Origin of the sequence: Streptomyces sp. A0642 (assembly GCF_004795105.1) — a bacterium.
Taxonomy (GTDB): domain Bacteria; phylum Actinomycetota; class Actinomycetes; order Streptomycetales; family Streptomycetaceae; genus Streptomyces.
In genome coordinates this window covers 204,127-227,301 of record NZ_SSBL01000001.1, presented here as the reverse complement: position 1 = coordinate 227,301, position 23,175 = coordinate 204,127, and the positions used below count along the sequence as shown (strand labels likewise).

Genomic DNA, 23,175 nt, shown 5'->3' with positions numbered 1-23,175 from the left:
CTTTTTCTTTGCGGGTCGGGCGGGTGTCAGAGGGAGTGGTAGGCGCCGTCGTGGAAGAGGAGCGGGCTGCGCCCCTCGTCGAGCCGGGCGTCCACCACCCGGGCGATGACGATGCGGTGGTCGCCGGCCGGGACGATCTGCTCGGTCTCCAGCCGCAGCCAGCCGGTCACCCCGTCGAGCACCGGCTCCCCCTCGGGCAGGCGGTGCCAGCGGGTGGGGGCGGCGAACCGGTCGATGCCGCTGGTCGCGAAGGTGGTGGCCAGGGACTGCTGTTCGGCGCCGAGGAAGTTCACGACGGCGGTGCCGGCCCGCTCGATGTGCGGCCAGGACGAGGTGCCGGTCCCGATGCCGAACGACACCAGCGGCGGGTCGAGCGACAGGGAGCTGAGCGAGGTCGCGGTGAATCCGACGGGACCGTGGCCCGTGTCGGCGGTGATGACGACGACTCCGGCGGGATAGCGGCGGAACGCCTTCTTGAACCGGTCGGGGGCGATTCCTTGTGCGGCGGACGCCGGCGGCGCCAGGTATGAGGACACGGTGACGGTCAACGTCTCTCCCGAGGTGGATATACGGAAAGGAGGCCGGGGAATGCGGGAAATGCGCGGAAGGGCGCAAAAAGGCAGGCCGAAGCACGGGGCGGCGCATGGCAGAGCACGGCCTCAGCCGGAAGTCAGCAGGTGTTTACCGGTGCCCCGGACAGGGGCGGCGACATGACGGCCGGGCGGAAAGAGGCGCCGGCGCCGCCGAGCGGAAGATGCGCGTCGCCGAGGACGCGTACCCTGAATTCCGCTGTCGGCTGCTCATGAATCCATCATCCCGTTCGGTCCGGGGCCCGGTCAACAATGCAACTGCCTGAATTAAGTCGCGTACGGAAGGGAAAGGCCGTCAGGACGCGGCCGTCAGAGCCGGCCAGGGCCCGAGCGGGTCCGCGTACAGCGCACCGAGCGCCACCGCGCCCCCTGCCGTGGCCAGGACCGAACCGGTGAAACTGCTCGGCACGACGACCCGGTCCGGGTCGTCGCAGACCCAGGAACGCTCCGCCACCTCCGCCCGCAGGTCATCCAGACACTCCGGGATCCGGCCGGCCCCCGGCTCGACCACGACGAGAACCTCGGGGTCGAACATGTCCAGCAGAAGCGCCGCGGCACGGCCCACCAGACGCGCCCGGCGACGGAACAGCGCGACGGCCCGCGGCTCACCGGCCAGCGCTTGTTCCAGCAGCTCCGGGAACGATCCGACGGCCGGGCCCCGTGCGGCCGCACGCCGCACCATCGCATGCTCCGAGACCTCCGACTGGAGGCAGCCGGTCCGCCCGCACGAGCAGGGGGCCTCGCCGGCCGTCCCGCCGGCGCCGAGCGGCAGATGCGCCACGCTGCCGGCCCCGGACCGCGGGCCCAGGTGCATGGCCCCTTGGGCGGCGAAGGCCGCGTCCACCACCGCGCCGACGAACAGCAGGACCGTGCTGGTCCGGGTCGACGTCTCGCCGAACAGCTGCTCGGCCCGTGCCAACGCCCGGGAGTGGCTGTCCACATGGACCGGCAGGCCGGTCGCGGCGCCGAGGATGTCGCGGACCGGCACATCGCGCCAGCCGAGTTGCGGATGCTCCACGATCACGCCGGCCACGGGGTCGACCCAGTGGCCGGTGGCGAAGCCCAGGGCGAGCACCGTACGTCCGTCGCTCCACTCCTCGGCCAACCGGGCCAGCCGGGAGGCGAGTTCACCGAGCAGGCGGCGGGGATCCGTGGCGCGGTGGGGCTGCCGGTCCTCGGCCACGATCCGGCCCCGCAGATCCATCAGGGACACGGTGGAGTGGGCGACGGCGACGTGTGCCCCGGCCACCAGGTAGCGGCCCGTGTCGATCTCGACGGGGATGTGCGGCCGGCCGAGCCCCTTGGGGCCGACGGTCTCCGCGCTCTCCCGGACGAGACCACGGGCGAGCAGCTGACCGACGTGCCCGCTGACCGAGGCGGGCGAGAGGCCGGTGAGGCGCGCGACGGTGGAGCGGGCGACGGGGCCGTGGTCGAGGATCGCACCGAGCACGGAACCGGTGCCCGGGACCCGGCGGGCGGGTCCCGCGGAGGGTATGCCGGAGCGAAGCAGCGGGCTGGGGCGGCGAACGGCCGGGGACAGGGTCTTCACGTGTCTTCCAGGTCCTCGATGGCAGCGGGTGACGCGGTGCGCGCTCCTCGAAGGAGGCGTGACAGAGGCATGCTGACGGCATATCAGCTCAGCGCTCTGCTTCTCCCGTGGGCAACGCCCTGCGGGATCCGGGAACCGCACCCGGGGAATGCCCCGGTGGCCGGACGCGTGGGCGCCGTGCTCTCAGTCCTGAGGACACGCGGCGGAGCACACACGCTTGAGGTCGACGTGACCTCGTGTCGTCAGGTGCGTGGATCGCTGCATGTCGCGCAAGGTAGCCGGAATGACGTAACCGGGTCAAACCGCTGCCCGCATCATGGACAGCCGCCCAAGTGGCGCAAGCCGCCCTCGTGTTGCGGTCGCACGACGCCTCCCCGGCGGCGCCTGGAAGAAACGCGGCTGCGGGGTCCGGTTGAAACGTGGTCGCCGTATTGCGGTTTCGTTGCGGGATCTCCCCCACCACTGGCGTCGAAACGATTCAACCGTCAGAGTTCCCCTGTCCACCCCCTCCCCGCCGCATCCAAGGAGTCCTCACCTCATGACCCCCACGACCCGCCGCGGTTTCGGGGCCCTGGCCACCGCAGCCGCACTGTCGGCCCTGCTCCCGGCCACCGCCGCCGCGGCACCGGGCCCGCACCACCCCCGGCGGGGACGGCTCATCGCCTCCGACTCGTTCCGGCACGGCCTTGGTCAGTGGTCGGCCGAGCTGGAGAGCGGGGGCAGCGTCACCGCCTCGCACGGCGTTCTGGACATCGACGTGCCCGGCGGCGCCACGGTCTGGTTCAGGCAGCCGCTGCGCGGTCCCTACATCCTGGAGTACACCGCCACCCCCGTCTCCGAGGGCGGGGCCAACGACCGGGTCTCCGACCTCAACAACTTCTGGAACGCGACCGACGTCCGCTCCCCCGGCGACCTCTTCGCCACCCGGCGGGGCGGCGCGCTCCCCGAGTACGACCAGCTCACGACGTACTACTCGGGCTACGGCGCGAACTACAACACCACGACCCGCCTGCGGCGCTACGTCGGCGAGGCGGGCATCCGCCCCCTGCTGCTCGACTACACCGAACCGCTCCTGACCGCCAACGAACCCAACCACGTACGGATCGTCTCCGACGGGCCGACAGTCCAGTGGTGGGACAACGGACGGCTGGTCTTCGACTACCGCGACCCCGAGCCCTACACCGGCGGGCACTTCGCGTTCCGCACCGTGCTGAGCCACTTCAGGATCAGCGACTTCAGGGTCAGCGAGCCGAGGCACCCGCGGTAGCCCCGCAGAAGGGCGGCCGCTTCCCCGACTCACGCCCCCGGGCCACACGGCCCGTCGCCACCCCCGGGGTCACGCGTTCCGCGTCACACGCCCCGGCCGCCCCCTCGGGCACGCGTCCCGATCCGCGCGCCCGGAGCTCTCCGGGACGATTTCTGGAATTAACCTCTGATCCCTTGTCATGGCCAGTTCTACGCGCATAGCTTATGCCCCACATCACACTCTGAGGGGCAGTCTCCGTGCGCATATCCCGATCCCGTTCCGTCCTGCTGGCCGGCGCGGTCGCCGTGACCCTCTCGGCGACCGCGCTGCCCGCCGCCTTCGCGGCCCCGTCCGCGACCGCCGTGATCTCCGAGGTGTACGGCGGCGGCGGGAACTCCGGAGCCACGCTCACCCGCGACTTCGTCGAGCTGGCCAACGCCGGCTCCACGGCGTACGACCTGTCCGGCTTCAGCGTCCAGTACCTGCCCGGCACCCCGTCCGCGGGCTCCGTGTGGCAGGTCTCGGCGCTGACCGGTTCCGTCGCGTCCGGCGGCCGCTATCTGGTCGCCCAGGCGGCGGGCACCGGCGGCACCGTCGCCCTGCCCGCCCCCGACGCCACCGGCACCGTCGCCATGTCCGCCGCCAGCGGCACCGTCGCGCTGGTCTCCGGCACCACCGCGCTGACCTGCAAGACGGCGGCCGACTGCGCCGCCGACACCCGCATCGTCGACCTGGTGGGCTACGGCTCCGCGGTCGTCCGGGAAGGCGCCGGACCGGCCACGGGCGCCTCCGCCACCGCCTCCGTGGCGCGCGCGGCCTCCCTGGCCGACACCGACGACAACGGCGCGGACCTGTCCGCCGCCGCCCCTACCCCCGTCAACGCCGCCGGGCAGACGTCCGGCGGCGGCACGGGCCCGGGCGACCCCGGCAACCCCACCGAGCCCGGCACCGTGCGCGTGCACGACATCCAGGGCGCCACCCGGGTCTCCCCGCTCGACGGCAAGGCGGTGACCGGCGTCCCCGGCATCGTCACCGCGGTGCGCACCACGGGTTCGCGCGGCTTCTGGATCCAGGACACCGCGCCCGACGCGGACGCGCGCACCGGCGAGGGAGTCTTCGTCTACACGGGCTCCGCCGCCCCCGCGGTCGCGGTGGGCGACTCCGTGCTCGTCAGCGGCAAGGTCGACGAGTACTACCCGTCGGCCACCACCCAGTCCATCACCGAGATCACCGCCCCCCGGACCACGGTCGTCTCGTCCGGCAACGCCCTGCCGGCGCCGGTGGTGCTCGACGCGGCCGCGCTGCCCGCCGCCTACGTCCCCTCGGCCGGCGGCGGCTCGATCGACGCGCTGCCGCTGGAGCCGTCGGCGTACGCCCTCGACCTCTACGAGTCCCTCGAAGGCACCCGCGTCCAGATCTCCGACACCCGGGTCACGGGCGCCACGACCGCGTACGACGAGATCTGGGTGACCGTCGACCCGGAGCAGAACCCGACCCGGCGCGGCGGCACGCTGTACTCCTCGTACACCGACCAGAACACCGGCCGGATCAAGGTGATGTCGCTCGACACCACGCGCCCGTTCCCCGTGGGGAACGTCGGCGACGTGCTGTCCGGCGCGACCACCGGTGTCATCGACTACGCCTCGTTCGGCGGCTACAACCTCCAGGCGACGGAGCTCGGCACCCTCACCGACCACCACCTGCAGCGCGAGGTCACGCGCCCGCAGAAGGGCAGCGAGCTGGCCGTCGCCACGTACAACGTGGAGAACCTGGACGCGCTCGACGACCAGACCAAGTTCGACACGCTCGCCGAGGGCGTCGCGGTGAACCTCTCCTCCCCCGATGTCGTCTCGCTGGAGGAGATCCAGGACGACAACGGCGCGGTCAGCGACGGCACGGTCGGCTCCGAGGCGACGCTGAAGCGGTTCACCGACGCGATCGTCGCGGCGGGCGGCCCCCAGTACGACTGGCGCTATGTCGCCCCGCAGGACGGCCGGGACGGCGGGGAGCCCGGCGGCAACATCCGCAACGTCTTCCTCTTCAACCCGGACCGGGTCTCCTTCGTGGACCGTCCGGGCGGCGACGCGACCACGGCGGTGGCCGCCGTGCCGACGAAGAAGGGCGTCACCCTGTCGGTGTCCCCCGGCCGCATCGACCCGGCGAGCGGGGCGTGGGCCGACAGCCGCAAGCCGCTGGTCGGCGAATTCCGCTTCCACGGCAAGCCGGTGTTCGTCATCGGGAACCACTTCACCTCCAAGGGCGGCGACCAGCCACTGCACGGCCGCTACCAGGAGCCGTCGCGCAGTTCGGAGACGAAGCGGGTCCAGCAGGCCGCGGAGGTCAACACCTTCGTGAAGTCCCTGCTGGCCGCGGACAAGTCGGCGCGGGTCGTCACGCTCGGCGACCTCAACGACTTCGCGTTCTCGCCGACGATGTCCGCGCTGACCGCCGGCAAGGCGCTCAAGCCGCTCATCACCACGCTGCCCGCGGACGAGCAGTACAGCTATGTGTACGAGGGCAACTCCCAGACGCTGGACCACATCCTGACGAGCCCCGGCATCCAGCGGTTCGACTACGACGTCGTGCACATCAACGCCGAGTTCGCCGACCAGGCCAGCGACCACGACCCGCAGATCGTGCGGATCAAGGTCGACGGCCGCCCCTGATCCCGCCGGCCGGGCCGCTCAGCGGCCCGGCCGTGGCAGGGCCGCCCCCGCCGCGCCCGTCCTCGGGCGCGGCAGTGCCGCGAGCGGCCGCAGGGCGGGCGCCGCCTCCAGGGAGCGGTCGGTGAAGAAGCGGGCGGCCAGGTCCGCCACGTCGTCGGGCCGTTCCAGGACGACCCAGTGGTCGGAGTCGCCGATCGTCACGAAGCGACTGCCCTCGATCGTCGCCGCGAAGGCGCGCTGCCGTTCCGGCGAGGTCACGGTGTCGTGCTCGCCCGCGAAGACGAGCGCGGGCACCCCGCTCAGCCCGCCGGAGAAGTCCGGCCGGTGCCCCAGCGCCCGGCGCAGCGACTGCGCCGCGTGCGGGGAGTGGGTGAGCGCGTGCAGGAACGAGCGCCGGACATAGCGCCGGGCGAGCTCCCTGCGGTGGACGCGGCGCCCCGGGTCCAGGCACATCAGCGCCTCGGCGCTCAGGGTGGCGAGGCCCTCGATGTCGCCGGCCCGCAGCCGGTCGACCGCCCGCCCCCACTGGCTCCGCTGGGCGTCGCTGATGTGCGCCGGTACGCCGCCGAGGACCAGCCGGGCGATCCGCCGGGGGTCCTGCCGGGCGCAGCCGAAGGCGAGCGCCGTGCCGTAGGAGAAGCCGAAGAGGTTGACCCGGGCCACGCCCAGGTCGTCGATGATGCCGGAGACGGCGGCGTACAGGAGCTCGTCGCCGGTGCCGGGCGGCAGCGGATCGGCGCCGCCCATGCCGGGCAGGTCGGCGGTGACGACCGGGCCGTGCGGGCCCAGGTGCTCGTCCATCTGCGGCCAGCCGTACATCCCCTGGAGCGCGCCGCCGATCACGACGACCGGTTCGGTGCGGGGCGAGGGCTGCGCGAGCACGCGGTAGCTGTAGCGCAGCCCGTGTACCGACAGGTTCCGGATGATCTCGTCGGGCATGGTCATCGGTCCTTCGTCCTTACGTCCGCCGCGCGCTCAGGCCCGGGTGAGGACGAGTGCGGCGTTGTGTCCTCCGAAGCCGAGCGAGGTCTTCACCGCCGCCTCGAACACGCCCGGCCGGGCCTCCTTGCTCACCACGTCGACGGGGATCTCCGGGTCGGGGGCGTCGAGGTTGACGGTGGGCGGCACGAGCTGGTGCTGGAGGGCGAGCACGGTGAGCGCGGTCTCGATGCCGCCCGCGGCGCCGAGGGTGTGGCCGGTCATCGCCTTGGTCGAGGTGACGAGGGGGTGCTCGCCGAGGACCCGGCGCAGCATCGTCGCCTCGATCAGGTCGTTCGCCACGGTCGAGGTGCCGTGCGCGTTGACGTGGCCGATGTCGGCTGCGCCCACACCGGCGTCCGCGAGTGCGGCGCGCAGGGCCCGTTCGATGCCGAGCCCGTCGGGGTCCGGTGCGACGGCGGAGTACGCGTCGCTGGAGGCCCCGTAACCGGCGATGCGGGCCCGGACGGTGGCGCCCCGGGCCGCCGCGTGTTCGGGGCGTTCCAGGACGAGGAGGCCGGCGCCCTCGCCGACGACGAAGCCGTCGCGGTGGGTGTCGAAGGGCCGGCAGGCCGTCTCGGGGTCGTCGATCCGGGTGGAGACGGCCTTCAACTGGCAGGCACTGGAGATCAGCAGCCGGGAGCAGACGGATTCGGCGCCGCCCGCGACGACGATGTCACAGGCGCCGGTGCGCAGCATCTGGTGGGCGGTGCCGAGGGCGACGGTGCCGGAGGAGCAGGCGGTGGAGACGGCCTGGCTCGGGCCGTGGGCGCCCAGGTCGGTGGCGACGCTGCTGGCGGCGCCGTTGACGACGGTGAGGGGGGCGAGTTTCGGCGACACGCGGCGGGCGCCGCGCTCGGTGAGGGCGGTGTGCTGCTCGTCGTAGAAGGGCAGTCCGCCATGGGCGGAGCCGATCACGACGGCGACGCGGCCGCTGTCCCAGACCGAGGGGTCGAGTCCGGCGTCGGCCACGGCCTCGCGGGCGGCGATGACGGCGAGCTGCGAGAAGCGGTCCATGAGCCGCAGGGTCGCGACCCCGAGCACGGCCCTCGTGTCGAGGCCGGTGATGGTGTACATGAAGTCGCAGGGCAGGCCCTGGAGTTCGGGCCGGTGCAGGACCGAGGGCGCGTCGGCCGCCTCGGACACGCCGCGCCAGGTGGCGGCGGCGCCGATGCCGGCCGCGGTGACCAGGCCGATGCCGGTGACGGCGGCGGCGAACGGCTCGGGGCGGTAGCGGTACGGGGCCGTCATGCCGCGGCCTTGCGGTGCACGGCGTCGACCAGCTGGCCGACGGTGTCGCGCGAGGTCAGCTGGACGTCGTCGAGGTCGACGCCCATCCGGTCCTCGATGAGGAGTCGCAGCTCCTCCAGGGCCAGGGAGTCCAGGCTGAGCTGACGGAGCGGCGTCTGCGGGCTGATCGCCACCGGGTCGGTTCCGAAGTTCGCCACCAGCAAGGTGCTGATCTCGTCTGCCGTGCTCATGAGGCACTCCTCCGCTGTCGTACGCGGTGACGCCTTGCCGCGTGGGGTCTGCGTGCCTTCGGGGGACGCCGGCTGGTCCGGAGGAACCTTTTATACGCCCTGCCGGCGGCGGGTCCCGTCCGCGTTCCCCCGTGCGGTGGGGGGTTGTCCAGGTGTGCGAATCCGCTGACGCGCCCCCGCGGTCCGGCTGCGGGGGACCACGCCGGCCGTGGGCCGGTCAACGGGCCTCCTCACAGCCGGGCTTCGCCCGTAAACTCCGCGATCATGACGACCGAAACGACGCAGGCAGCGGGCACGGCCGAGGCCGAGGCCCTGTTCTCCACCATGTCCACGATGCGCGCGATGCGCCGCCTCAAGCCGGAGCCGGTGCCGGACGAGACGCTCGAGCAGCTCATACAGGCCGCCGTCTGGGGTCCCAGCGGCGGGAACATGCAGTGTTACGAGTACGTGGTGGTGACCGACCGCGAGGTGATGGCGCGTCTGGCGCCCCTGTGGAAGCGGTGCGTGGACGCGTATCTGGCGACGACCGGGAAGTACGCGCCGAAGGGCATGGACGACGCCGCGTACGGCCGGATGGTCGCCGCGATCGAGTACCAGCGTGACCACTTCGCCGACACGCCGGCGCTGATCGTGCCCTGCTACCGCTTCCCGGAGCCCCGGATCGAGGAGGAGGGGCTGGCCGCCTACGCGCAGGCGCTCGGTCCGGCGGGCGTCGAGCACATGATGAGCACCCAGACCCGTTTCCAGGCGCTCGCCGAGGGCTCCTGCGTGTATCCGGGCGTCCAGAACGTGCTGCTCGCCGCCCGGGCCCTGGGGCTGGCGGCGAACATCACCATCTGGCACCTGATGCTGGAGCAGGAGTGGAAGGAGGCCCTCGGCATCCCCGAGGACATGCAGACCTTCGCGGCCATTCCCGTCGGATGGCCGCAGGGCAACTTCGGCCCGGTCCGGCGCCGCCCGGTGGCCGACGTCATCCACCGCGACCGCTGGTAGCCCCCGCCGTCCGGACCCGCACCGCCCCGGCGGGGTCCGGACGGCCCGGTCCGGAGCGGCGACCCGCCGTCGGTCAACTCCATTGGGGTGAACGGGAGTTCGACACACCGGGCGGTTCTTTGTCATGCCCGGGGCGGTGCATACCCTGAGCGGGCTTCGCGGCCCTCCGCCCGCCCCACCCGGGCCGGGGGCCGTTCTTCTCCCCCCTCCCCAGAGCAGGAGCAGGTATGCCCACTCGCGCCGCCGCCCACACCAAGGCCCGCGCCTCCGTGCTGGCGGCCCTCACCGCCACCGTCCTGGCCGCGACCGGCGCCCCGGCCCTCGCCGGGACGGACGCCGCGCACCCGATGAACCGGGCGTTCGAGCAGGCAGCCCGGAGGTTCGACGTACCCCGCGATCTGCTCGCCGCCGTCGGTTACGGCGAGACCCGGCTCGACGGGCACTCCGGGCGCCCCAGCCAGGCGAACGGCTTCGGCGTGATGCACCTGGTCAGCAACCCCACGCACCGGACCCTGGAGCAGGCGGCCGGCCTCACCGGAGAATCCCTGGCCGAGCTCCGCACCGACACCGCGGCCAACATCCTCGGCGGCGCGGCCGTGCTGCGCCGCTACGCCGACAAGCTCGGGCTGGACGCCCGGGACCGCGACGACCTGGGCGCCTGGTACCCGGCCGTCGCCCGGTACAGCGGCGCCGACGGCCCGGCCGCCGCCCTCTACGCCGACGCCGTCTACACCTTCCTCGCGGACGGGCTCGACACCGTCGTCCCGGACGGCGAGCGGATCTCGGTGACGGCCCGCCCGGTGTCCCCTCAGAAGGGTCCGCTCGCCTCCCCCGGCCCGGACACCCGGAGCACCGACTACCCGTCCGCGCTGTGGGTGCCCGCCGACCCGAACAACTACGCCACCGGCCGCTCGGCGGCGATCGACAAGGTGGTCATCCATGTCACGCAGGGCTCGTACGCGGGCTCGATCAGCTGGTTCCAGGACCCGGTGTCCGAGGTGAGCGCCCACTACGTCATCCGCTCCTCGGACGGCCAGATCACCCAGATGGTGCGCGACAAGGACACCGCGTACCACGCCAAGAGCGCCAACGCCTCGGCGCTCGGCATCGAGCACGAGGGCTTCATCGACGACCCGTCGTGGTTCACGGACTCGATGTACCGGTCCTCCGCGGCCCTGACCGCGTACCTGTGCGACCGGTACGGCATCCCGAAGGACCGGGCGCACATCATCGGGCACAGTGAGGCGCCGGGCAACGACCACACCGACCCCGGACCGTACTGGAACTGGACCCGGTACATGGAACTGGTCGCGGGGAGCACCGCCACGAGCGCCGACGGTCTGAGCTTCACGTCGTACGGAACCCAGCGCAACGGTTCGACGGGCGAACAGGTCAGGGCCCTCCAGACGCTGCTGAACGCGCAGGGCTACCCGGCCGGCGAGGCGGACGGCAGCTTCGGTGCGGCCACGCAGAGCGCGGTGACGGCGTTCCAGTCGGCGCGCGGGCTGGACGCGGACGGCGTCGTCGGAGCCAGGACCTGGACGGCGCTGCTGTCGGCCGGCGCCACCCCCACGCTCGCCGAGGGCGCCTCGGGCGAGGCCGTGAAACGGCTCCAGCGCGCGCTGACCGCGGCGCTCGGCTCGACGGTGGGCGCCGACGGGACCTTCGGCCCGGGAACGGCGACCGCGGTCCGGAGCTACCAGACGAGTCGCGGGCTGTCCGCCGACGGGATCGCGGGTCCGGAGACCTGGACGGCGCTCCAGGCGGGCCGCTGACCCCGCGCCGGTGCCGGTCCGCGGCCGTACGGCCCCGCGGTCCGGCACCGGCGGGTGTGTTCAGGTCCGCTCGTACCGCAGTTCCACGACCCCGTTGCCGAAGGTCCGGGTCCCCGCGAGCCGCAGCGCGGTGAGGGCGTCCGTCGTCGGGAACATGGGCGTGCCGCGGCCGATGAGGACCGGATGGACGTAGACCCGGTACTCGTCGATCAGGCCGAGCGCCGCGAAGGACGCGGCGAGGCCGGCGCCGCCGACGGACAGGTCGCCGCCCGGCTGCTCCTTCAGTGCCCTGACCTCTTCGGGGACGACGTCGTGGAAGACGGCGGTGGCCCAGTCCACCTTCTCCAGGGTGCGGGAGTAGACGTACTTCGGCATGTTCCGCCAGATGGGGGCGAACTCGGCCATCGCCCCGGCGTTGGCCGGGTCCTCGTCGGCGGTGGGCCAGAAGTCCGCCATCAGCTCGTGGACGACCCGCCCGTGGAGGAATCCGCCCAGCTCCGCGATGCGCTCGTTGAAGTAGCGGTGCAGTTCCTCGTCGACCCGGTTCCAGCTGATGTCCCGGCCCGGCCCCTCGATGAAGCCGTCGAGGGACATGGACATGGAGTAGATGATCTTCCTCATCGCGCAACCTCACCGGGAGCGTCGGGGACGGGTCTGCGAAGCGGAACCGACCCTACCCGGCCGCGGATGAGGGGCGCGGGACCTAGGGCCTCTCGTTTGGATCACGCCGGGCTCGCGGGGTCCGGATCTGCCGCGCGCCCGTCGCGGCGGGGCCCGTCGCGCGGGTCACCCCGCCGCGAGACGGGTACCCCGGCGCCAGACGGCGCGGATGTCGAGGGTGCGGCCGATGTCGGCGGTGGGGTCTCCGTCCACCAGCAGCAGGTCCGCCCGCAACCCGGCGGCGATGCGCCCGCGGTCGTCCAGGGAGAAGCGGCGCGCCGGGGTCGCCGTCGCCGCACGCAGCGCGTCGGCGGGCGTCAGTCCCGCCCGGACCAGATACCCCATCTCCTGGTGGACGCTGGCGCCGTGCGCGACCCCGCCGAGGAACGGCACGGGCACGGAGGCGTCGCTGCCCACCAGAAGGTCGACCCCCGCCTCGTGCAGTGCCCCGACGGTGGCGAGGACGTCCTCGATCCGCCCCTGCGGATACCGGTCGAAGCTGCCGCGCAGCGTGGTCAGCCAATGGTCGTCGAGGCGGGAGGCGACGCGTTCGTCGTCGGCGTGGGCCGCGCCGGTGATGCCCATCATGGAGGCGTTCAGCACGACGCAGGGGACCACGAACGTGCCGGACTCCGCGATGAGCCGGATGATCTCGTCGGTGTGGGGCCGGTCCATGAAGACGTGGACCAGCCCGTCGATCCCGGCCTCGACCGCCATCCGCGCGGCGTCGAGGGTGAGGGCGTGGGCGACGGTGAGCATCCCGTGCCGGCGCGCCTCGGCGACACCGGCGTTGAGTGTCTCCTGGTCCAGGCACGGCAGGCCGGGATGCCCTTCGACCGTGCCGTCGTCGACCATGAACTTGATGTAGTCCGAACCGGACTCCACGAGCTTCGGGATGAACCCCTTCGCCTCGTCCGGCGTCGTGACGAAGGGCATGACCAGGCCACCGGAGTGTTCGGGCGCCGGCTCGCCCTCGCCCCCCGGACGCTTGCCCTTGGGGAACAGCTCGCTGGGATGGCCTCCGGGAGGCGTGAGGCCGAAACCGGCGGACCGGACGTCGGCGACCGCGTCGTTCTGCTCGATGTGGGCCCGGCGCGTCCGGGTCAGGGCACCCTGCATCTCCAGTTCGGTGGTCACCCCGAACCGCAGGGCGAAGGCCAACGCCTCCTGCGAGGTGTGGGTGTGGGCGTCGAACAGCCCCGGCAGGAGGGTGCCTCCCCGGGCGTCGACGACGGCCGCCCCTTCCGGCACCGCTCCCCCGACGGACCTGATGACCGGGCCTTCGAGGACGACGGTGCTCTCCTCGCGGACCCGTTCACCGTCGAAGACGCGCGCATGGGTGATGGCGGTGGTGGTCATCGCTGCAGCTCACTTCCGTACAGGGCGGTGCCGCCCGCCGCTTTATATGCAGTAAAACATACATTTGCTGGCTGCCAAGCATATTCCTGTGGCGTTACAGTTGCCCCATGACAAACGGCAACGCGGACGGGCGTGACGACGAGGCGGTGCTCAACGCCGTCGGCCCGGCGTTCTCCAGGCTCCGGCGGCGCACCCCGTCCTCCGGCAAGGACCTCTCCCGCAACCTGGTGCTCAACGTCGTCGCCGAGCGCACGGGCGAGACGACCGTGGGCGCGGTCGCCGAGGAGCTGGGCACGGACCAGTCGGTGGCCAGCCGGATGGTGTCCGACTGCATCCAGCAGGGATACCTGCTGCGGGAGGCCTCCCAGCAGGACGGCCGGCGCACCGTACTGAGACTGACCCCCGACGGCGACGCCCTGCGCGACCGCTTCGCCACCGAACAGCGCCGTTCGTTCGAGCGCATCACCCGCGACTGGCCCGGGGAGGAACGGCTCCGATTCGCCCGGCTGCTCGTCACCTACGCGGAGGACGCCGCCAGTCTCCGCAAGCAGGAACGGTCCTGAGACACCCGGGCCGGCCCCGTGGGGCCGTCAGGCGCCGGAAGGCCGGCCCGTGACGGCGCGCGTGGTCGTGCTAGGCACGAAGGCCGGGCCTCCGTCCTTCGCGGTCACCGGCACCGGGACGTCCCGGGCGCCTTCCGCCGGACCCGAGGCCTCCTGCTGTGTCACCCGGCCGGACCTATCCCGAGGAGTCCGTACATGAGAGTGGGAGCGGCACGCGCCGCCGCGGTCCGCTGGGTGGCCGCCCACGCCCACACCACCCCCGGTTACCGCGGGGCGTACTTCAGCGGGTCGACGGTCGGACGGCCGGACGAAGCGGAGCTCGCCCCCTCCTCCGACGTCGATGTCATGGTCGTCACGGAGGGCGGAGGGCCGACCGCCAAGCTCGGCAAACTCCTCCACGACGGGGCTCTGCTGGAGATCACCTACGTGCCGTGGGCCGAACTGCGCGACCCGGAGGCCGTGCTCGCCTCGTACCATCTGGCGGCCGGCTTCCGCCGCGACAGCGTCATCGACGACCCCACCGGCGAGCTGCGCGCCCTGAGCGCCTACGTGTCGTCCCGCTTCGCCGAGCGGGGCCGGGTCCGCCGCCGGTGCCTGGACGCACGGCAGCGCGTCGAGGGCCGCCTGGCCGCGTTCGACCCCTCCGCCCCCTTCCACGAGCAGGTGCCCGCCTGGATGTTCCCCACCGGGGTCACCACGCACGTCCTGCTGGTCGCCGCCCTGCGCAACCCCACCGTCCGGCTGCGCTACCGGGCCGTGCGCGAGGTGCTCACCGCGTACGGGCAGCCGGAGCTCTACCCGGAACTGCTGGAACTCCTGGGCTGTGCGGACGTCTCCGAGCGCGTGGTGCGGCGTCACGTGGGCGAACTGACGCGGACGTTCGACGCCACGGTCCCGGTGGCGCGCACCCCGTTCTTCTTCAGCAGCGACCTCACCGCGCGGGCACGCCCCGTCGCCGTCGACGGCAGCCTGGAACTCCTGGACCGGGGCGAGCACCGTGAGGCGGTCTTCTGGATCGTGGCGACGCTCGCACGCTGCCACGCGGTGCTGGCCGTGGACGCTCCGGCGCTGCACTCCGCGCGCCTGCCCGCGTTCCGGGCGGCGGTGGCGGAGCTCACCGGGATCACCTCGACCGCCGGCCTGCTGGACCGGCGGGAGAAGGTCCTCGGGTTCCTTCCCCGGCTGGACGAGGCCGCGGAGGCCGTTCTGGCGGCCCATCCGGACATCACCGGATAGGGCGGGACCCTCTGTCGTCGCGGCGTGCGCTCTGCTACTTTGCCCGGATGTTCCTTCCTCGTGCGTAGGGCTCCGCTCCGACCGCACCCGTCATCACGGGTGCGGCACTCCGGTGTCCCCGCCCCTCCGCAGCGCCGGGTCTGCGCGCTGCCCCCACGAGGAATGCCATCGTGCTCACGCCTTCTCCCGCGCCCTCGCGCGCGCCTTCGTACGCCACCGTGCTGCGCACCCCCCATGCCGCACGGACCTTCGGTGCCGCGCTGCTGGGGCGCCTCTCGTACGGAATCGTCCCTCTCTCCCTCCTGCTCGCGATCAAGTACGCCACCGGCTCGTACTCCGTGGCCGGTGGCGCCCTGGCTCTGTTCGGCGCCGCGAGTGTCGTGCTCTCCCCCGCCCGGGCGGCGCTGATCGACCGCCACGGGCCGCGCCGGGCCCTCCCGCCGATGGCCGGGCTGTACGCGGCACTGCTCGCCGCACTCGCCCTGGCCACCTGGCGGCCGGGCGCCCCGCCGCTCGTGCTGGGTGCGCTCGCCGTGGCGGCGGGCGCCTGCACACCTCCCCTGGGGCCGGTCATGCGGACGCTGTGGAGCAGCCTCGTGTCCGACCGGGAATTGCTGCAGCGCGCGTACAGCCTGGACGGCGTCGCCGAGGAACTGCTGTACGTGACGGGCCCGTTGCTGGTGGGGATCGTGGTGACGGTCACCGAGGCGGCCGCCGGTGTCCTCGCCGGTGCGGTGCTCGTGCTCACGGGGGCGGCGGCGCTGGTGTCGTCGCCCGCGGTCTCCCGGGAGCGGGTGAGTGCCGAGCGGCCTCCGGCCGGCACGCCCGCCGCTCCCCGACCGCGGCTGCACGGCATCGTCGCCCTGCGGCACGCGGTCGCGGTGACGGCCGCCGTGGGGCTGTGCCTCGGTGCGCTCGATCTGCTGGTGGTGGCGTTCACCGAACGGCTTCATCAACCGGCGGCGGTGTCCTGGGTGCTGGCGGCGCTCTCGGCCGGGAGCGCCGTGGGCGGCCTGGCCTACGGCGCGGTCCGGTGGAAGTCGGCGGGCCGGGTGCGGCTGCCGGTGGTGGCCGCCGCGCTGGGTGCGGCGCTGATGGTGGCGGGGGTGTCGCCCCACCTGTATGTGCTGGTCGCCGTCGTCGCGGTCGCCGGGCTCTTCGTCGCCCCGGCACTCACGACCGCGTATCTGATCGCCGACGAGTCGGTCGACGCCACCCGGCGCACCCAGGCGGGCGCCTGGGTCAACACCGCGTTCAACGCGGGGGCGTCGGGCGGCAGCGCCGTGATCGGGGTGCTCGTGGACCGGCTGCCGCTCGCCCTGTGCTTCGCACTGGCGGCGGCCCCGGCACTGGTGGGCGCGGCGGCGGTGACCCGTTCCGGCGTTGCCGCCGGCCGTGAACGGGCGTCGCAGCAGCCTGCCGTCGCCCGCCCGGGACTGTGAGAAGAGGCGGCCGCGCATCCTGTGAACGGGTGCGCGGCCGCCTCAACCGGGTTGCTCAGCAGGTCACTTCAGGCCGAAGGCCCGGATGACCTCCTGGTCCACGCCGAGACCGTTGCCGGCCTCGGCGTGCGCCTTGAGCGAAACGGCGGTGGCGCCCCTGTGCGGAGTCATGAACCGGGCGGTCCACGAACCGGCCGCCTCCTTCCGCAGCTGCACCGGGCTCCAGGTCCTCCCGTCGTCGTAGCTGACGGACATCGAGGCCTTCGTCGCCTTCACGGCGCCTTCCAGCCACTCCTGCGTCGTGGAGGCCAGACCGACCTCCGTCCACGTCCCGGCCTTCACGTCACCGGCCAGGTCGGTCGCCACGTCGTAGTCCAGCTGAAGCATCGGGATGTCCGCCTGGTACGGGCCCTCGGGGTCGAGCGCGCCCGAGACGAAGGTCCACTCGGAGTGTGTGCGGACGGAGGTCTTCCAGGTGTCCGCGTCGCGCAAGGCGTCGAGCACCAGCCGGTAGGGCAGCTTCTCGGCGGCCAGGTTGCCGACGTATCCGGCACGGCCCGCGGACTCGTCGAGCAGCTTGTCGCCCTGGTACACGGCCACGGTCCCGGTGTCGTACTCCTTGTCCGGCATGGCGCCCGCGTGGCCGGCGCCCCCGTCCGTCCACGGCGTGATGTTGTACTGGATGTCGCCGTACGCGGTGCGGAACGGGCCCCAGTAGCCGGTGCCCAGGCGCGGCCGGGTGACCGGTGCGAACCAGTCGGCGGGGTAGGTGCGGCCCGCCGTGTAGTCCAGGTCGGCGCTGCGCTCCTCCAGCGAGGTGTCCGTGCCCGTCTCATTGAGCACCGAGTGGTCCTCGTACCAGAACGAGGCGCCCGGCAGCGGGTTGACCCATTCGGTGCGGACGGCGGGGTACTTCTCGTACTCGGCGAAGCCGATGCCGTAACCGTAGTCGGGGATGTCGTAGCGGTAGCCGGCGCCGACGGCGTCCCGGTGGCCGTAGAAGGTGTTCTCCACCTTCGCGAGCTGCCGGGTGGACGGGGCGAAGGCGAGCGAGCGGTCCGGGATCGTGCCGTCGTGGCGGTCGACCAGGTCGTACACGTAGCTCGCGTACTTCCGCTGGTCGACGGTCACCGGCTTGCCGCGCCGGGCTGCCTTCACCAGGCTCTCGCCGGCGAGGCGCTGGGCGGAGGCGACCGGGAGGGGCAGTGTGGTGCCGTAGTCGGCGTAGGACTCCATCAGGACGCCGTCGCCGCTGTTGACGACGAAGAGCGCCTTCGCGCCGGCGGCGATCGCGGCCGCGGCACGGTCGGCGGGCGCCACCGCGTCACTGCTGCGGATCACGACCGCCTTGCCCTTGACGTCGAGGCCCTGGTAGTCGGCAGCGGCGCCGTCGCCCGCGAAGACGCTCCTCAGCTGCTTGCGGCTGTCCTCGGCGACGGACGAACCTCCCTGCACGGCCACCGGGACGTCCCGGCCGTCGGCGGACAGGTCGATCTGCTTCTCGCCCCGGCGCCAGCGCGTCAGGAAGCTGAAGCTGCCCTCGGTGACCTTCCTGGTCGGGCTCGCCCACAGCTGGTCGTAGGTCAGCGGGATCTGGTACGCGTCACGCTGGACGGTGCCGTCGGGTGCGGTGCGTGCCATGTCGTAGCGCAGCTGACGGGTCTCCGTCTCCTTCGGCGTCTTCACGGCGACCTTGTGGGCCTCGGAGGCGTCGAGCGTGACGGTGACGGGCTTGTCGAGGACGACCTCGGGGGCCGCCAGGAAGGCCAGGGCCTTCGAGTCGGCGGTGTCACCCTTGACGTCCGCCGCGGACCACGCGGTGTAGTTGTCCGGGGGCAGCCGCAGGGTGGTGCTGCCGGACACCTGCACCGGGGTGAGGTTCGGATCGCCGAGGGCGGCGAGGACGACGATGCCGTCCATCGGCCTGCCCGAGCGGTCACGCAGCTCCAGCGTGAGGTCGTAGAGCTCCTGCTCCTTGTTGAGCGCGAAGCCCGTGTGCGCGACGACCGCGCCGGAGGCGTCCTTCGCGAGGACCTGACCGGAGTACGTGGTGCCGGCCGCGACGTTCGACGGGTCGAGCGAGAGGACGGCCTCGGCGGTCGAACCGGCCGGGACGGTCAGCCGCTTCGCCGACAGCGTGTACGCGTCCGCGTCGCCGTCCGTCGCCAGGTCGAGGGTGACGTCCTCGGTGCCGCCGTTGCGGTACGTGATCGTCCGCTCGGCGACCGGGTCGGACGGGCTGTGCGGCCAGTCGTAGGACGCGACCTCGACGGATCCGGTGGCCTCGATCGTCGTGTCGATCGCGGCCTTCACGTCGAGCCGGCCGGTGCCCTGCTCGTACGGGGTGTAGGCGGGCAGCAGCTTCGACGAGGCCATCAGCGCTTCCTTGATGCGCTGGCCGGACCAGTCGGGGTGGCGCTCCTTCACGATGGCGGCGGCTCCCGCGACGTGCGGGGTCGCCATCGACGTGCCGGACATCGACTGGTACATGCCCTCGATGCCGGGGACCGACTGCGAAGCGGCCGCGTTGATGTCGACGCCCGGTGCGGAGAGGTCCGGCTTGAGGCCGTAGGAGCGTGTCAGCGGGCCCATGGAGGAGAAGTCCGCGCGGTTGTCCTGCTTGTCGACGGCGGCGATGGTGAGCGCCTTGTCGGCCGAGCCGGGCGAACCGATGGTGCCGGCGCCGTAGGCGTTGCCCGCGGCGATGACGTAGAGCGGACCGCCGTCGACCGAAAGGGCGTTGACGGCCTGGGACATCGGGTCGGTGCCGTCGTCGGGGATGCTGGAGCCGAGGCTCATGGAGACGACGTCGGCGCCCTCCGCCTTCGCCCACTCCATCGCCTCGATGATGCCGGAGTCGGCGCCCGAGCCCTCATCGCTCAGCACCTTGCCGACGAGCAGTCCGGCCTCCGGGGCGACACCCTTGTTGACGCCGTCGGAGGCGGCGCCCGAACCGGCGATGGTGGAGGCGACGTGCGTGCCGTGGCCGTTCCTGTCGTCGACCTCCTCGCCGGGGACGAAGCTCCTGGTCTCCAGGATGCGGTCCTTGACGTCGGGGTGGTCGGTGTCGATGCCGGTGTCCAGGACGGCGACCTTGACGCCCTTGCCGTCGTACCCTTCGGCCCACGCCTGCGGGGCGTTGATCTGGGGCACGGAGTCCTTGAGCGCGGCCTCGACGCGGCCGTCGAGCCACAGTTTCGCGATGCCGTTGTCCAGCGAACGGGCCGTGGAGGTGCGCGCGATGTCCTCCCAGAACGCCCGCGCGGTGTTCTTTCCGGCCTTCAGCGCCGCGCCGTGGACGGACTCGAGCGTTCGGACGGTCCTGCTGCCGTGCGGGGCCGCGGGCAGCGAACGGGCCTTGCCCGCCGGATAGGTGGCGATCAGCGGGATGCCGTCGCTCCGCGCGTCGTCGTAGCCCATCTCGGCGAGTGCGGTGACGTTGAAGAGGCGGCGGTCCAGCCTGCCGGCGGCGATCAGGCCGCCGGCCTCGTCGGGCAGGACGTAGACGTCGTCGCCGGCCTGCTGGACGTGGACGCCGCCCACCGCACCGTCGGGGCGGTCCACGGTGACGGTGTCCTGCTTGCCGGCGCCGTCGGCGTAGTGGACGACGTCGCCGGTGACCAGGGTGATGTCGTACGCGTGGACCGGGGCGGCCCGGCCGGCCGTGGGTGCGGGGCCGGCCTGGGGGGACGCGGATGCCGTGCCGGGGAGCAGCGCGCCGCTCACCAGGGCGACGGAGGTCGCTATGAGAAGAGCGCGGCGCCGCGCGCGAGCGGGTCTCGCCCGGCCGGCGGCGGTGGAGGACGTAGATGTCATGCAGCTGATCTACCGGTTGTCGTACCGGTTCGTCAGCGACTACCGCTGGCGGAAAGCCGCCGCGGCGGAGAACCGCCGTTTCCCGGACAGCGCCGGCGGCCGGTTTCAGGCCACGGAACCGATGCGCCCGGCCGGGGGCAGCGGGCCGCCGTGATGGATCGGGGTGTGGGCTCCGGTGAGGGGGACTCCGCTGCCGCCGCGCCGGTCGGCGACGATCTCGGCGGCGATCGACAGGGCCGTCTCCTCGGGGGTGCGGGCTCCGAGGTCGAGGCCGATCGGCGAGTGCAGCCTGGCGAGTTCCCGTTCGGTGACACCGGCCTCGCGCAGCCGTTCGTTGCGCTCCAGATGGGTGCGGCGCGAGCCCATCGCGCCGACGTAGGCCACCGGAAGCTTCAACGCGGCCTCCAGGAGCGGGATGTCGAACTTGGCGTCGTGCGTCAGGACGCACAGCACGGTACGGCCGTCGACGGGGGTGGCGGCCAGGTAGCGGTGCGGCCAGTCGACGACCAGTTCGTCGGCGTCCGGAAAGCGCGCCCGGGTGGCGAAGACGGGGCGGGCGTCGCACACCGTGACGTGGTAGCCGAGGAACTTCCCGGCCCGCACGAGGGCCGAGGCGAAGTCGATGGCCCCGAACACGATCATCCGGGGCGGCGGCACGCTGGATTCGACGAGCAGCGTGAGCGGCTGCCCGCACCGCGAGCCGTCCGCGCCGATGGTGAGGGGGCCGGTGCGGCCCGCGTCCAGCATCGCGCGGGTCTCCGCGGCCGCGGTGCGGTCCAGTTCCGGGTGTCCGCCGAGCCCGCCCTCGTAACCGCCGTCGGGATGGACCAGCAGCGGCCGGCCGAGGAGTTCGGCGGGCCCTTCGGTGATCCGGGCCAGGGCCGCCGGCTCCCCGCTCGAGGCCGCGGCGAGCGCGGCGGCGAACACCGGACGGGCCGGGTCGTCCGCCCGGACCGGTGTCACCAGGATGTCGATGACGCCGCCGCAGGTCAGACCGACCGCGAAGGCGTCCTCGTCGCTGTAGCCGAACCGCTCGCGGACGGTCGTGCCCTCGTCGAGGGCCTGCCGGCACAGCTCGTACACCGCGCCCTCCACACACCCGCCGGAGACCGAGCCGATCGCCGTGCCGTCACGGTCGACGGCGAGTGCGGCGCCCGGCTGCCGGGGCGCGCTGCCGCCGACGGCCACGACGGTGGCGACGGCGAAGTCGCGTCCCTGCCCGGCCCACCGGTCGAGCTCCTCGGCGATGTCCAGCATCTCGGTCTCCTTGGCGGATGTGTGGAGGACGGCTCAGCTGACGCCGAGCCAGCTCTCGATGGGGTGCAGGGCGAAGTAGACGACGAAGATCACCGTCATCCCCCACATGAAGGCCCCGATCTCGCGGGCCCGGCCCTGGGCCGCCTTGATGGCGACGTAGCTGATGACGCCCGCGGCCACACCGGTGGTGATGGTGTACGTGAACGGCATCAGGACCACGGTCAGGAAGACCGGGATGGCGACGGAACGGTCGCTCCAGTCCACGTGCCGGGCGTTCTGCATCATCATGGCACCGATGACGACCAGGGCGGCGGACGCCACCTCGGCCGGCACGATCGCCGTGAGCGGGGTGAAGAAGAGGCAGGCGGCGAAGAAGAGGCCGGTGACGACGGAGGCGAGCCCGGTCCGGGCGCCCTCCCCGACCCCGGTCGCCGATTCGACGAACACGGTCTGGCCGGAGCCTCCCGCGACACCGCCGATCGCACCGCCCGCGCCGTCGATGAACAGGGCCTTGGACAGGCCCGGCATCCGGCCCTTGTCGTCGGCCAGCTCGGCCTCCGTACCGACGCCGATGATGGTCGCCATCGCGTCGAAGAAGCCGGCCAGCACCAGGGTGAAGACGATGAATCCGACGGTCATCGCGCCGACGTCGCCCCAGCCGCCGAACTCGACGTGCCCGAAGAGCGAGAAGTCCGGCGAGGAGACGGCGGACCCCTTGAGCTCGGGCGGGCCGCTGCTCCAGATCTTCGGGTCGACGTCGGCGGCCTTGTTGATCACCACGGCGACGACGGTGCCGACCACGATGCCGATGAGGATGGCGCCGGGCACGTTGCGGGCCTGGAGCATGAAGATCAGCAGCAGGGTCACCGCGAAGACGAGGACGGGCCAGCCGGCGAGCTCGCCGGTCGGGCCGAGGGTCACCGGGGTCGCGGTGCCCTTGCCCACGAAGCCGGCCTTGTAGAGGCCGATCAGGGCGATGAACAGCCCGATGCCCATGGTGATGCCGTGCTTCAGCGGGAGCGGGATCGCGTTCATGATCAGCTCGCGCAGACCGGTGACCACCAGCAGGCAGATCACCAGCCCGTACATGACGCACATGGCCATCGCCTGCGGCCAGGTCATGTGCGGGGCGACCTGTGAGGACAGGACGCCGGAGACGCTGAGCCCCGCGGCGAGCGCGAGGGGGACCTTGCCGACGAAGCCCATCAGCAGGGTGGTCGCCGCCGCCGCGAGCGCGGTGGCGGTGATCAGTCCCGGCTGGCTGAGCAGGTTCCCGTCGACGTCCTTGCCGCCGAGGATCAGCGGGTTGAGCAGCAGGATGTACGCCATGGCCATGAAGGTCGTGACGCCGCCCCGCACTTCACGGGCGACCGTGGAGCCACGCTCGGATATGTGGAAGTACCGGTCGAGCCAGGATCTTCCGGCGGGGACGCGCGAGCCGGGGCCCGCGTCCTCCGCACTGGTCTGCGGCTCTACTGACTGCTGGGTCATGATGCCTGACTCCCAAGGTTCACAGGGGCACCCGCGATGAAGAATCGAAATGCGGGATTTGGGATGAATACTC

Annotated in this window: 17 protein-coding genes; 7 read left to right on the top strand and 10 right to left on the bottom strand. The window is 72.6% G+C overall.

Annotation, left to right across the window (positions count from 1 at the left end):
• Positions 1–26: 26 nt before the first annotated feature.
• Both E6R60_RS00970 and E6R60_RS00965 read right to left on the bottom strand, forming a co-directional pair.
• Positions 27–548 (bottom strand): flavin reductase family protein, encoded by a 522-nt coding sequence (locus E6R60_RS00970; protein WP_136324406.1) that lies wholly within the window; start codon positions 546–548, stop codon positions 27–29.
• Between the two features lie 337 nt (positions 549–885).
• The gene (locus E6R60_RS00965) at positions 886–2,139 is read right to left on the bottom strand and encodes an ROK family transcriptional regulator (protein ID WP_136324405.1); all 1,254 of its coding nucleotides are present in this window, start codon (positions 2,137–2,139) and stop codon (positions 886–888) included.
• A 538-nt stretch (positions 2,140–2,677) separates the two neighbouring features.
• Between E6R60_RS00965 and E6R60_RS00960 the strand changes: the two genes are divergently transcribed.
• Both E6R60_RS00960 and E6R60_RS00955 read left to right on the top strand, forming a co-directional pair.
• Positions 2,678–3,406, top strand: coding sequence for a DUF6250 domain-containing protein (locus E6R60_RS00960; RefSeq protein WP_136324404.1), 729 nt, complete (start codon positions 2,678–2,680; stop codon positions 3,404–3,406).
• A 236-nt stretch (positions 3,407–3,642) separates the two neighbouring features.
• Positions 3,643–6,051, top strand: coding sequence for an endonuclease/exonuclease/phosphatase family protein (locus E6R60_RS00955; RefSeq protein WP_136324403.1), 2,409 nt, complete (start codon positions 3,643–3,645; stop codon positions 6,049–6,051).
• 18 nt (positions 6,052–6,069) lie between these two features.
• Here E6R60_RS00955 and E6R60_RS00950 read toward each other — a convergent pair whose 3' ends face one another.
• From E6R60_RS00950 to E6R60_RS00940, 3 genes are read right to left on the bottom strand one after another with little or no spacing between them, the layout of a single operon-like run.
• Entirely contained in the window at positions 6,070–6,990 is a 921-nt protein-coding gene (locus tag E6R60_RS00950) for an alpha/beta fold hydrolase (RefSeq protein WP_136324880.1), read from the bottom strand.
• Positions 6,991–7,026: 36 nt separating this feature from the next.
• Complete coding sequence (locus tag E6R60_RS00945) at positions 7,027–8,280, bottom strand: beta-ketoacyl-[acyl-carrier-protein] synthase family protein (protein ID WP_136324402.1); 1,254 nt, start codon at positions 8,278–8,280, stop codon at positions 7,027–7,029.
• On the bottom strand, positions 8,277–8,510 hold the full coding sequence (locus E6R60_RS00940) for an acyl carrier protein (protein ID WP_136324401.1): 234 nt from the start codon (positions 8,508–8,510) through the stop codon (positions 8,277–8,279). Before E6R60_RS00940 ends, E6R60_RS00945 begins: the two co-directional genes overlap by 4 nt.
• Positions 8,511–8,774: 264 nt before the next feature.
• Between E6R60_RS00940 and E6R60_RS00935 the strand changes: the two genes are divergently transcribed.
• Together E6R60_RS00935 and E6R60_RS00930 are read left to right on the top strand one after the other, a co-directional pair.
• Entirely contained in the window at positions 8,775–9,503 is a 729-nt protein-coding gene (locus tag E6R60_RS00935; RefSeq protein WP_136324400.1) for a nitroreductase family protein, read from the top strand.
• 227 nt (positions 9,504–9,730) lie between these two features.
• On the top strand, positions 9,731–11,278 hold the full coding sequence (locus tag E6R60_RS00930; protein ID WP_136324399.1) for a peptidoglycan-binding protein: 1,548 nt from the start codon (positions 9,731–9,733) through the stop codon (positions 11,276–11,278).
• A gap of 60 nt (positions 11,279–11,338) precedes the next feature.
• Here E6R60_RS00930 and E6R60_RS00925 read toward each other — a convergent pair whose 3' ends face one another.
• Both E6R60_RS00925 and E6R60_RS00920 read right to left on the bottom strand, forming a co-directional pair.
• Complete coding sequence (locus E6R60_RS00925) at positions 11,339–11,899, bottom strand: dihydrofolate reductase family protein (protein ID WP_136324398.1); 561 nt, start codon at positions 11,897–11,899, stop codon at positions 11,339–11,341.
• A gap of 165 nt (positions 11,900–12,064) precedes the next feature.
• Entirely contained in the window at positions 12,065–13,297 is a 1,233-nt protein-coding gene (locus E6R60_RS00920) for an amidohydrolase family protein (protein WP_136324397.1), read from the bottom strand.
• Between the two features lie 107 nt (positions 13,298–13,404).
• Here E6R60_RS00920 and E6R60_RS00915 point away from each other — a divergent pair, with 107 nt between their 5' ends.
• From E6R60_RS00915 to E6R60_RS00905, 3 genes are all read left to right on the top strand, one after another.
• Positions 13,405–13,860, top strand: coding sequence for a MarR family winged helix-turn-helix transcriptional regulator (locus E6R60_RS00915; protein WP_136324396.1), 456 nt, complete (start codon positions 13,405–13,407; stop codon positions 13,858–13,860).
• A gap of 195 nt (positions 13,861–14,055) precedes the next feature.
• The gene (locus tag E6R60_RS00910) at positions 14,056–15,096 is read left to right on the top strand and encodes a hypothetical protein (protein WP_136324395.1); all 1,041 of its coding nucleotides are present in this window, start codon (positions 14,056–14,058) and stop codon (positions 15,094–15,096) included.
• A 170-nt stretch (positions 15,097–15,266) separates the two neighbouring features.
• Complete coding sequence (locus tag E6R60_RS00905; protein WP_240802337.1) at positions 15,267–16,538, top strand: MFS transporter; 1,272 nt, start codon at positions 15,267–15,269, stop codon at positions 16,536–16,538.
• A 63-nt stretch (positions 16,539–16,601) separates the two neighbouring features.
• Here the strand turns inward: E6R60_RS00905 and E6R60_RS00900 are convergent, their stop codons facing one another.
• The 3 genes from E6R60_RS00900 to E6R60_RS00890 all read right to left on the bottom strand — a co-directional run bounded on the left by E6R60_RS00900 (position 16,602) and on the right by E6R60_RS00890 (position 23,102).
• On the bottom strand, positions 16,602–20,354 hold the full coding sequence (locus E6R60_RS00900) for a S8 family serine peptidase (protein WP_136324394.1): 3,753 nt from the start codon (positions 20,352–20,354) through the stop codon (positions 16,602–16,604).
• 105 nt (positions 20,355–20,459) lie between these two features.
• The gene (locus E6R60_RS00895) at positions 20,460–21,611 is read right to left on the bottom strand and encodes an XdhC/CoxI family protein (RefSeq protein WP_136324393.1); all 1,152 of its coding nucleotides are present in this window, start codon (positions 21,609–21,611) and stop codon (positions 20,460–20,462) included.
• A 33-nt stretch (positions 21,612–21,644) separates the two neighbouring features.
• A complete protein-coding gene (locus E6R60_RS00890) occupies positions 21,645–23,102 on the bottom strand; it encodes an NCS2 family permease (RefSeq protein WP_136324392.1) in 1,458 nt (485 codons plus the stop codon).
• Positions 23,103–23,175 lie beyond the last annotated feature (73 nt).